Raw genomic sequence first — 9603 nt, forward strand, 5'->3', positions numbered from 1 at the left:
AAAGTAAATAATTTCTCAGCATGGTGAATTGAAGATATCTCCATTCAAAATTGGATTGGTATTGATTATAGTAGGAATAGTTTGGACAGCAATTATTTTTGATGAGACTGAAAAAAAATATGATGCAATAACTCTCAAAGAATCAAGCTCTTTTCAGACAATACAAGAATTTTCAGGTGCAGATATTGGATATTTCAAATTACACATGCCTGAATTTTCAGGAGAAGAAGTGTTTGTTCAGATTTTAGATACAAAAGACAATGTGATTCAAGAACAAATGATTCAGACAAAGATGTCAGTAGGATATTTTGATTTTAGTGAAAATGGAGAGCATACAATAAAAATTACAAATATTGCAAAAAACCCAATTGAGTTACAAATAGAATTTGGAAATACAAACTCTCAAAAAATGGTTCCATCAGGAATAATGATACTTGCTGGCGCTCTTGCAATTATGATAGTATCATATTTGAAGATAAAAAATTACAATATAGAACAGCCAGAGGAGAATATCTCATAGATTTGTATACATTGGATTGTATGTCCAAAGAATAACACTAGATTAAAAATCAGCCAAGTTGTAAAAAATAAAAATGCTATAATCGAGAAGGGCAGAAATATTTTGAGTCTTGTATGCTCTCTATTTTTTAATATCAATACTGCCCCCAATGATGCAAGTACTAGGCCTAATTCTAGTGGTTGATGCGACCAGGAAATTAATCCATCAATTCCAAAAACATCATGAGACAAAGAATCACCAAAGCCTGAAACAATCTGTAAGACAGATCCTAAAATTACCAGTTTGATTCCAGTTTTTAGAGAACCACGAACTGATTTTCTAATTACTAGTATGCCACCCATAATTGCTGCACAGCTAGTCATGGAAACTCCAAAGTATACTACAACATGGGAAGGGCTCCAGAAAAATTCAGGTTCTTTTTGGATATGAGATATGGCATCCCAAAATCCCGCTGAAACAATCACAATAGGACCAATTACTGCTAAAATTGATGCAAGTGAAACAAGCGTGCTAGATTTTGCAAGCGTCAAATTGGATAATTTTTGAATCAGTTTCATTTTGTTTGTATAATATTATTGGATTATTTGAAATATTGTAAGAGTATCATTGGAAAAGTTCAACATGATAGGTAATTTTATGAATTAACTATATTAAATGAGACGATCTAGTCTGATTATGAGTCCAGGTATAGGATTGATGAAGAGACGCCTAGAAAAGGAAAAAGAGGCAATTGCACTTGCAATTTCAGGCATTGCAAAAAAATATGATGTAAAGCCAGAAGACATCAAAACATTGGAAACAAAGTATCATGATGATGCAGGGGATTGGTATGTCGCGTTAGGATGGGATGAGAAAAAGGCGATAATTCAGATGGATTCAGTGTTAGGTGTTATAACAGAGATCAAAGAAATTTAATTATCAAGAGTTTTTTAAAATATTATGACTAGTGCAGTTGTTCTTGGAGGTTCCCGCGGAATAGGAAAAGCAATTTCGGATTCATTAAAATCAATAGATATTGATGTTTTTGCAGCATCAAAAAACGATATTGATACATCAAATTTAGACAGTGTTGGAAAATTTTTAGAAAAACATAATGAAACAGACATTCTTGTTTTAAACACAGGAGGGCCTGCACCAAAACCTTTCTTGACTATTACAGAAGAAGATTGGAAACTATACCACAATCAGCTATTTCTGGGATTTGTCACCATTTTACAGAAAATCAAAATTAATGATGGAGGATACATCTTTTTGATTAGTTCTAGTGTGATCAAAGAACCAAATGCAAAATTGATAATATCTTCAGCATACCGTGCTGCATTTGCTGAAGTTTTCAAGGTGTTAAGTAAAGAATATGCAGGAAAAAATATCAGTTGCATCAACATTGCGCCAGGTCCAATCAACACAGATAGAACTCAGGAATTAATTGAGAATATACGAGAATTTGAAAAGACATTGCCCATGAGGAGACTTGGCGAGCCTGAAGAGATTGGGAATTTTGTAAAATCCATAATTGAAAACAAAATAAAATATCTTTCAGGGGTTACAATAAACTTTGATGGTGCAAATTCAAATAGTATTTTTTAGGACTAATCAATTCAAAATTTATAGATGATTAAAAAATGAATTATATGAAAAAAGTTTCTATTGAATCAAATTTGCCTAAAATAAAAAAATACCCTGAATTGATATGTGGTAATGATGAAATCATAATAAAATTAAAAGCATGTGGAATATGTGGAACGGATATTGGGAATATTTTTGAGAATTCATCTAAACCTACAAAAAAGATAGGTCATGAAATTTCAGGAATAATTTCGAAAATAGGAAAGAATGTTAAAAATTGGAAAGTAGATGACAAAGTAGTAGTAAACCATCATTGTCCATGTGAACAATGTCATTTTTGTTTACATGGAAATGAAACCATGTGTGAAAAATTTACAGAAGAAATTGAACCTTGTGGACTAGCTGAAAATTTTAAAGTATCAAGTTGGATTATAAAAAAAGGTGGAATATTTAAAATTCCAAAAAATATGTCATTTAATGAAGCAACACTAATCGAACCACTTGCATGTTGTTTAAGAGCTTGGAATAAAATGGAAAATATAAAAAGTGATTCAGTTATCATATTTGGATTTGGTACGATAGGTATATTTCATTCAATTATTGCTAATTTCAAAAAAATAAAAACAATAATTGTAGATGATGATGAATTTAGAAAGGATTTTGGAAAAAAAGAAAATTTTGGAAACAGATTTGTAAATGTTAACGATGCAACACCTGAGAAAATAGAAGGAGTTGATCTTTGTATTATTGCAAATCCAGATTTATCATGTCTTAATACTGCAATAAATATAGTAAAAAAGGGGGGAACGATTCTATTTTTTGGAGAACCTAGGTCAAATTCTACAATTAGAGTTGATCTTTCAACAATATACTCTAAAGAAATCAAAATTATTACTAGTTACTCAGCATCAAATAACGATTTCATAAAATCAATGGAATTTATTTCGAAAAATAAGATTAATTTAAATAAATTCATTACTCATGATATAAAATTTGAAGACGCGGAAAAAGCAATAAACATTGCTAGAGAGGGCAAAAATAGAATCAAAGTAATTGTTTCTACTGATTATTAATTCATTTATTGAAAAAAGTCTGAATAGTGTCTTTAATTTGAATAACAGATATTTTTTTATTAATGTCTGAATTAAATGATGTACCAATAAGGGGTAAATCATCTTCAATTTTAGAAATTAATCCATGAGAACCCTTAATCAATGATGTATCATGACTAATTTGTTTAGTTTTAAAATCAAAAAATAATTCTAAAGGGTCATATCCAGGCTTTCTATGAATGTCAACATTGAATGTAAAATCTGGAGCATATTTGATATCATCCCACCAATAGTAATCAAACCATGAATTGATTTCTGAACATAAAATTAAATTTCCACTTTTTGGATGATTAATTTTGTATTGTTGTTGTGATTTAACATCTAAAATTGTTCCCAAATTTTCTTTGTTAAGAATTGAATATACTTCATCTTCATAACCAGATTTAATGTAAACATGTGCAATCTGATGATCAACCATTGCAAATGCTTTACTAAATTCATAATCAATGTAATCTTTTTCTTCTATTCTTCTAGTTGAGAGTAATCCATGTTGTCGTAAAAGTAAATTCGGGGAAGTTGATTTATTTACATTATTAAAACTATATTCAGATAAAATCATGATTTCATATGTATCTTGAAATTCTTGATTTAGAAATAGCAAAAAATCACCTATCAAATTATCCAATTCTAACACACTTTCTTTGAATTCATTACTATCAGGTCCAAACTTTTGTGAAGCATAATCAAGATGTGGGAGATATGCAACTAGAAGATCAGGAGAGTAGTATTGGATTGTTTTTTTAGCTGATTCAATAATCCATTGACTAGATTTTATGGATGATAGTGGACCCCAGTAAGATCTAAGATCAAAATTTCCTATGGATTGAGTGATTTTTTCATAAAAATTTTCAGGTTTAGAATAACACCACATAATCATCTTATTATCAAGATGAATCGGTTTTGGAGTAATTACTATATTAGAATTTGCGTAAAGGGAATTTTGTAAAAATAGTAATCCAGAGATAAAATTAGGATTGTTTTTTTTTAATAAATCCCAGATTCTAGGCGAATGTACTAAATTTGATGACTGTTCCCAAAAAGATATCTGTTTAAGGATTTCATCATAATAACCATTAGCAATTATGCCATGCTTTGAAGGAAAAGTTCCAGAAAATATTGATGCCTGAACACTACATGTTACAGCAGGAAAAGAAGGCTCAAATGATCCATATGAACCGTTTTCCAAAATATTAGAAATATTTTTTGGTTTTAATTTTTCAAATTGTTTTTTAGATAAACCAACAATATCTAAAACAATTAATTTTTTCACAATTTTTATGAGAAGTGGATAGAAATAAACCCATAGAAATCATGTCAAGTATAATTTTTTTGTAATAAAATATGCAGGAATAATTAGCAAAGATATCAAAATAGGGGTATGAAATGAAGTAAAAGTGGAAATTATAGTAGCATCTAATAAAATAATTGAAAGCAATTGAAATGTAATTTGTTTCTGAACTCTTTTCTCATAGGATACATATAATGAAATCGCAGAAAATAATCCTAGAAAAATTAAGGACGTTATTTGAAAATTATTTATTATTAAAAGAAAAACATAACCGATTGTAATTAAAATGAAAATTTTATTTAATTTTTTAGAAATATGTGTAGTTGAATCAACTTCATTTCTTGCTAATATACTAATTCCCCCTACAAGAATTCCTATAGGAATTGCATATTGAATAATTTCAAAAGAAATAGAGATTATTGAAAAGCCTAGCAATACATTTAGAAATCGAATCAATGAAAGGTTGATAATTCCTAGAAATGAAATAAATTTTAGTTTATAATTGTAAGAAATTATCACAGCAGTCATAATTAATGAAATAACTAATGAATAATATCCAACAACGAATGCAAAGAAATTTGCAAGTATTACAAAAATAATTCCAAGAAATAGTGCATTTTGTTTTGGTATTTTTCCAGATGGTAATGGTCTGTTAGGGCGTTCTTTTTTATCAATTTTTAGATCAAAATAATCATTAAAAATCATACCAGAACAGAATAACATGCCTGAAGTTAGAAGAAGGAATGGAAAAGAAATGACTTCAGTGATGGATAATGGGGAAAAATGACCAATCAGAACATTGCTAAATGCAGTAAAAATGCCGGGAATTCTAACCAGTTGTAAATAGTCTTTAAACATTTTCAAGTATAGATTTTATGAATGTCATAGAGTCAACAGCAGCTTTTTGAGGATTATTTTGATAAGGGTAAAGTTCTACAGTAACAAATCCATTATAGTTAATGGAATCTATGGAATTAAAAATTTCTTTAAAATCAATTACTCCATGTCCTGGAATTAGGTGATGATGTTTTCTATGAGAATCTATATCCTCAAGATGAATATGTTGAATATAGTCTTGTAATTCAATAATCAATTCTGCTGGATCTTCATTTACACAAAAAAAATGTCCAATATCAAAATTTAATCCAAGATATTCAGAATCAAGTGTTTTGATAAAATTTTTAAATTGATTTGACGTTTCAAGTAACAATCCGGGTTCTGGTTCTATAAGCAAATGTATTTTTAATTCTTCTGCTAAAGGCAAAACTTCAAGCAAACCATGTTGAAAAAGTTCCAATTCTTTTTCATGGGTTAGATTTGTTTTTGGTCCTCCAGGTTCTGTGGAAACAGAATTTACACCTAATTGATTTGCCAATTTAAGGCAATTTCTTGTATGTTCAATTCGTTTGTCTCTATAATTTTTAGATTCTTCAATCCATGATGGATGATGAAAGTCTTCTATTGCATTCATCATAAAGCCATTTAGATTAGAAATGGACATGGAATTTTTTTTGAGTGAATTTTTTATGGAGTGAATTTTTTCATCTGAAAGTGGAGGAAAAGCATGAGGAGCATCACACATTATTTCAATTGCATCATATCCTGCTAAATTAATTGAATCAATACATTCTTCAATACTATAATTTCGATAAGCATTTGAACTAAATGCAAATTTCATTTTATTTCAGAGGATTATAGTTTTTTGATTGTTTAAAAAAAGAGTTAGGGTTATCAAACAGTACTTTTGTGATTTCATTTTCTGAAAACCCGTGTGATTCCATTTCAAGAGCCATTTTAGGCACACTTAGAGGATCAGATATGCCCCAATCTGCAGAACTATTAATCAAAATTCGATTAGTTCCAAATTTCTTTAGAATGTTTACTGCACGGAAAGGACTCAGTTTTGTATTAGGATAAACAGTAATTCCAGAATGAACATCATAGGACAAAGATAATTCTATAGTATCTTCATTATTATGATCTACAATTATTCTTGATTGTTCAACTTGAGTTTCTTCAATTATTTCAAAAGTTTTCTTTGTGCCTTCAAGTTTATTGATATGAGGAGTGTGTATAATAACAGGAATTTTTAATTTATCTGCCAATAGTAATTGTTTTCTAAAAATTTCTTCTTCTTGAATGGAAATTAAATCAAAGCCAATTTCACCTAAGGCTACAACATTTTCTCTTTGAAGATAATCTTCGATTAGAAGTAATGATTTCTCTGCAAATTTTTTATTATTTGCTTCTTTTGGATTTATTGATATAGCGCAATAGTGATCAATTCCAAATTGTGATGCACGATTTTTTTCAAAAGTGATAATATATTCCCAGTAATCAACTAACGTGTCAGGAGATGTACGTTCTTGACCCAACCAAAATGACGGTTCTATGACTGTTCTAATTCCAGCTAAAGCCATTTTTTCATAATCATCAGTAGTTCTAGAATACATGTGTATATGAGGATCAACGAAGTTCAATTCATTTAGTCAGATTTGTTAAATAGATAAAAGCCTTTGATGCTGCTTCTTCAGGAAATTCAGAATAAGGATATAATTCGGCAGTTAAATATCCAGAATAATTCACTTTTTTTAACGAGATATAGATTTCTTGAAAATTAATCTCTCCCAAACCAGGAATTAGATGAAAATGTACATTATTTTTACAATCACTGATATGAGTATGAAAAATTTTTTTCTTGAATTTTTGAATAATTTTAGAAATATCTTCATTAAGAACTGCAGCATGACAAGTATCTAGATTTAGTCCAATATTTTTAAAATCATTTGAAATTAAATCCCAAAGATCTTCAGAATTGTTAACTAAAAGTCCAGGCTCATATTCTATCCCCAATAAAATATTTTTTTGTTCAGCATATTCGGCTAAAAGTTTTAAAGAATTTTTAAAAAAGTCAAACTCATCAATTTGATTTGATTTGTTCATGAGACCAGAAGTTATTGAAATTGAAGGGGAATTGATCCGAGATGCAAGATCAATTGCTTTTTTAGTATATGAAATTCTCCAATTACGTAGGTTTTCGTTTTTATTTGAAAGAGATGGCTCAAAAGGAGATTTGTTGTAAGAGTCAAATCCAGAAACAGTATTTGAATTTAAGTTCGATATTTCAAGATGATTTTCTTTGAGAGAATTTTGAATTTTAGATACCTCTTCATTTGTCAAGGGTAAAAATGCATGAGGTGAGTCAAGAACTATTTCTATTCCATCATATCCAAATTCAGATAATTTTTTTATTCCATAATAAAGTGTGGTTTTTATAAAAGCATTTGAACTAAAACCTATTTTCATGATTTTATTCTTTAAAAATCAATAGTAAAGTTTGTTTTGCTTCTTGTATTTTTGAATTTTCAATTATAATGTTTGGTTGTAATATTTCTGCAATCTCCCAAATTAAATTTTCTACTTTTGCAATTTTATTGTGTTCATCTTTGGACATTGTGATCAATAAATTGTTTTTATTAAAAAACATATTTAATTTTTAAAAATTAAATATGCCTAAAACCAATGATCACCTGCAACAGAACCAGATAAATGAAAATTAAAGTAGTAACCCTGAATGAAAGGATTATCAGATTTGAAAGTAATCCACCCATTGGAATCATTAAGAAATGATTTTACATCATCATTTTCTTCCATTATGAAACGGTATTCTCCATTAGGTGGAATTTTGATTGTTTTTTGTAAGGTTTCAGAGTCTTGTTCACGATAAAAGTTGATTATGATTTGAGCAGGTTTAGAATATGATTTTTTTGGAGAAAAATTTCCAATGGTTATAATTGATGTATCATTTGTAAAAATTGGGCACCAATGGAAAGAACCAGGTTTATTTTCAATGAGAGGATTTCCTAATTTAGAATTAAAACAAATATTACACGGAATTTGTGATTTTTGATTTTTGACACCTATATTCAAACCAAATTTCATACGTGTGGGGATTTTTCTATCTTGAGAATTGGTAATAATATGAGCGCAAAAAACTTTTTTAGAAGATAATTTAGATTCAGAAAGTAATTCGTTAAAATTAATTTTTGTTAATTTTGACTTGGAGCTATCAATTATCATATAATTAGAAAAAGAATTTAAAATATGTCCCTCATCATCGTACAAATCAATTTGTAGACTAAGTTGTGAAGGAGACAGATTTGGATATATAATTAATTCAGTGAACCGGTTATTTTTTGTAAATAAGGGTATGTAAAGAGAGCTATCGTAGTAATCATCACTTATTCGATCCCAATAATCAGATGCAGAATCACATGATGTACAATCATAATAACTATGAGTGAAACTTACTGAAGGAAAAGATGTTTGAATGGTTCCAACAAGGAATCTAGGATAAAAACCTGTAAAATTATGTTTTAAAGAAATAGAACCAGATTTCCCTTCTAAAAATTCATTTAGTTTTGGGATATATTCTGAAAAATTCAAGAAGACAGTTTCATATGAATTTATTTTGCCAATTGAAAAGGTTCCAGACAATTTTTTTGATTCATGATTTGTTAAAGTAAAATCAATAATTCCATTGTCATTAATTTTTGGCCCGTTGACAAATGCTAAAAATGATGATAAGTTTTTGTCGGAATGAATATCAAAACCAGATTCAGGAACTGAAAATTTTTCATTTTCAATCAAATCTTCAAAATCATTATAAATTCTTCCTGTTGTGTGTACACATGTATTGAATTCATCATTAAAATAATTCAATACTACAGCTGGAAAAGGATAAACCATATCAGATGTAGAGAAGAATTCAATTTCTAATGATCCCAAAAAATCATTTTTGGAATAATGATCTTTTAACATTGAATCAAGGTTTAAAGAATAAGATTTAGGCTCTGAAATAGACATAAATTCTCTTTTTAAAATATTCCCAGATTTATCACGAAGTGTTACTAAGGAACTGATATTAGTGATATCCCTCTTGATTAACCAGTAACCCATAAACAAAATTTGTGTTTTGTATTTAGAGTTTTGAACAACTGGAAAAATAGCAGAACTACGCATGACAGGTTTTCTTTTATCTTGTATATCTTCTCCAAATTCAAGTCTGGAACGCAAATGATCATAGAAACTTTTCATAATTCTAGAAAAAATTCTTA

The 9603-nt window shown here is 28.7% G+C and carries 12 protein-coding genes; 4 read left to right on the forward strand and 8 right to left on the reverse strand.

Annotated elements, in window-relative coordinates; translation table 11 throughout:
• The first annotated feature begins 28 nt into the window (after positions 1 to 28).
• Complete coding sequence (locus tag ACW9XA_RS04215) at positions 29 to 520, forward strand: hypothetical protein (RefSeq protein ID WP_457763138.1); 492 nt, start codon at positions 29 to 31, stop codon at positions 518 to 520.
• Here the strand turns inward: ACW9XA_RS04215 and ACW9XA_RS04220 are convergent.
• Positions 484 to 1077, reverse strand: coding sequence for a hypothetical protein (locus ACW9XA_RS04220; protein ID WP_457763139.1), 594 nt, complete (start codon positions 1075 to 1077; stop codon positions 484 to 486). The two genes, ACW9XA_RS04215 and ACW9XA_RS04220, sit on opposite strands and share 37 nt — an antisense overlap.
• 118 nt (positions 1078 to 1195) lie before the next feature.
• On the opposite strand from ACW9XA_RS04220, the gene ACW9XA_RS04225 reads away from it, so the two are divergent.
• From ACW9XA_RS04225 to ACW9XA_RS04235, 3 genes are all read left to right on the forward strand, one after another.
• Complete coding sequence (locus ACW9XA_RS04225) at positions 1196 to 1435, forward strand: hypothetical protein (protein WP_457763140.1); 240 nt, start codon at positions 1196 to 1198, stop codon at positions 1433 to 1435.
• A 24-nt stretch (positions 1436 to 1459) separates the two neighbouring features.
• Entirely contained in the window at positions 1460 to 2107 is a 648-nt protein-coding gene (locus ACW9XA_RS04230; protein ID WP_457763141.1) for an SDR family oxidoreductase, read from the forward strand.
• A 71-nt stretch (positions 2108 to 2178) separates the two neighbouring features.
• On the forward strand, positions 2179 to 3159 hold the full coding sequence (locus ACW9XA_RS04235; protein WP_457763142.1) for an alcohol dehydrogenase catalytic domain-containing protein: 981 nt from the start codon (positions 2179 to 2181) through the stop codon (positions 3157 to 3159).
• 1 nt (position 3160) lies between these two features.
• Here ACW9XA_RS04235 and ACW9XA_RS04240 read toward each other — a convergent pair whose 3' ends face one another.
• From ACW9XA_RS04240 to ACW9XA_RS04270, 7 genes are read right to left on the reverse strand one after another with little or no spacing between them, the layout of a single operon-like run.
• Positions 3161 to 4468, reverse strand: coding sequence for an alkaline phosphatase family protein (locus ACW9XA_RS04240; RefSeq protein ID WP_457763143.1), 1308 nt, complete (start codon positions 4466 to 4468; stop codon positions 3161 to 3163).
• Between the two features lie 39 nt (positions 4469 to 4507).
• Positions 4508 to 5344, reverse strand: a complete 837-nt coding sequence (locus ACW9XA_RS04245; protein WP_457763144.1) for a UbiA family prenyltransferase — start codon at positions 5342 to 5344, stop codon at positions 4508 to 4510.
• Positions 5337 to 6164 (reverse strand): sugar phosphate isomerase/epimerase family protein, encoded by an 828-nt coding sequence (locus ACW9XA_RS04250; RefSeq protein WP_457763145.1) that lies wholly within the window; start codon positions 6162 to 6164, stop codon positions 5337 to 5339. Before ACW9XA_RS04250 ends, ACW9XA_RS04245 begins: the two co-directional genes overlap by 8 nt.
• 1 nt (position 6165) lies before the next feature.
• Complete coding sequence (locus ACW9XA_RS04255; protein ID WP_457763146.1) at positions 6166 to 6966, reverse strand: TatD family hydrolase; 801 nt, start codon at positions 6964 to 6966, stop codon at positions 6166 to 6168.
• Position 6967: 1 nt separating this feature from the next.
• Complete coding sequence (locus ACW9XA_RS04260; RefSeq protein ID WP_457763147.1) at positions 6968 to 7792, reverse strand: sugar phosphate isomerase/epimerase family protein; 825 nt, start codon at positions 7790 to 7792, stop codon at positions 6968 to 6970.
• Between the two features lie 4 nt (positions 7793 to 7796).
• The gene (locus ACW9XA_RS04265; protein WP_457763148.1) at positions 7797 to 7940 is read right to left on the reverse strand and encodes a hypothetical protein; all 144 of its coding nucleotides are present in this window, start codon (positions 7938 to 7940) and stop codon (positions 7797 to 7799) included.
• A 59-nt stretch (positions 7941 to 7999) separates the two neighbouring features.
• Entirely contained in the window at positions 8000 to 9583 is a 1584-nt protein-coding gene (locus tag ACW9XA_RS04270) for a hypothetical protein (RefSeq protein ID WP_457763149.1), read from the reverse strand.
• Between the last annotated feature and the right edge of the window lie 20 nt (positions 9584 to 9603).

This window comes from Candidatus Nitrosopumilus sp. bin_6a, from assembly GCF_054095695.1.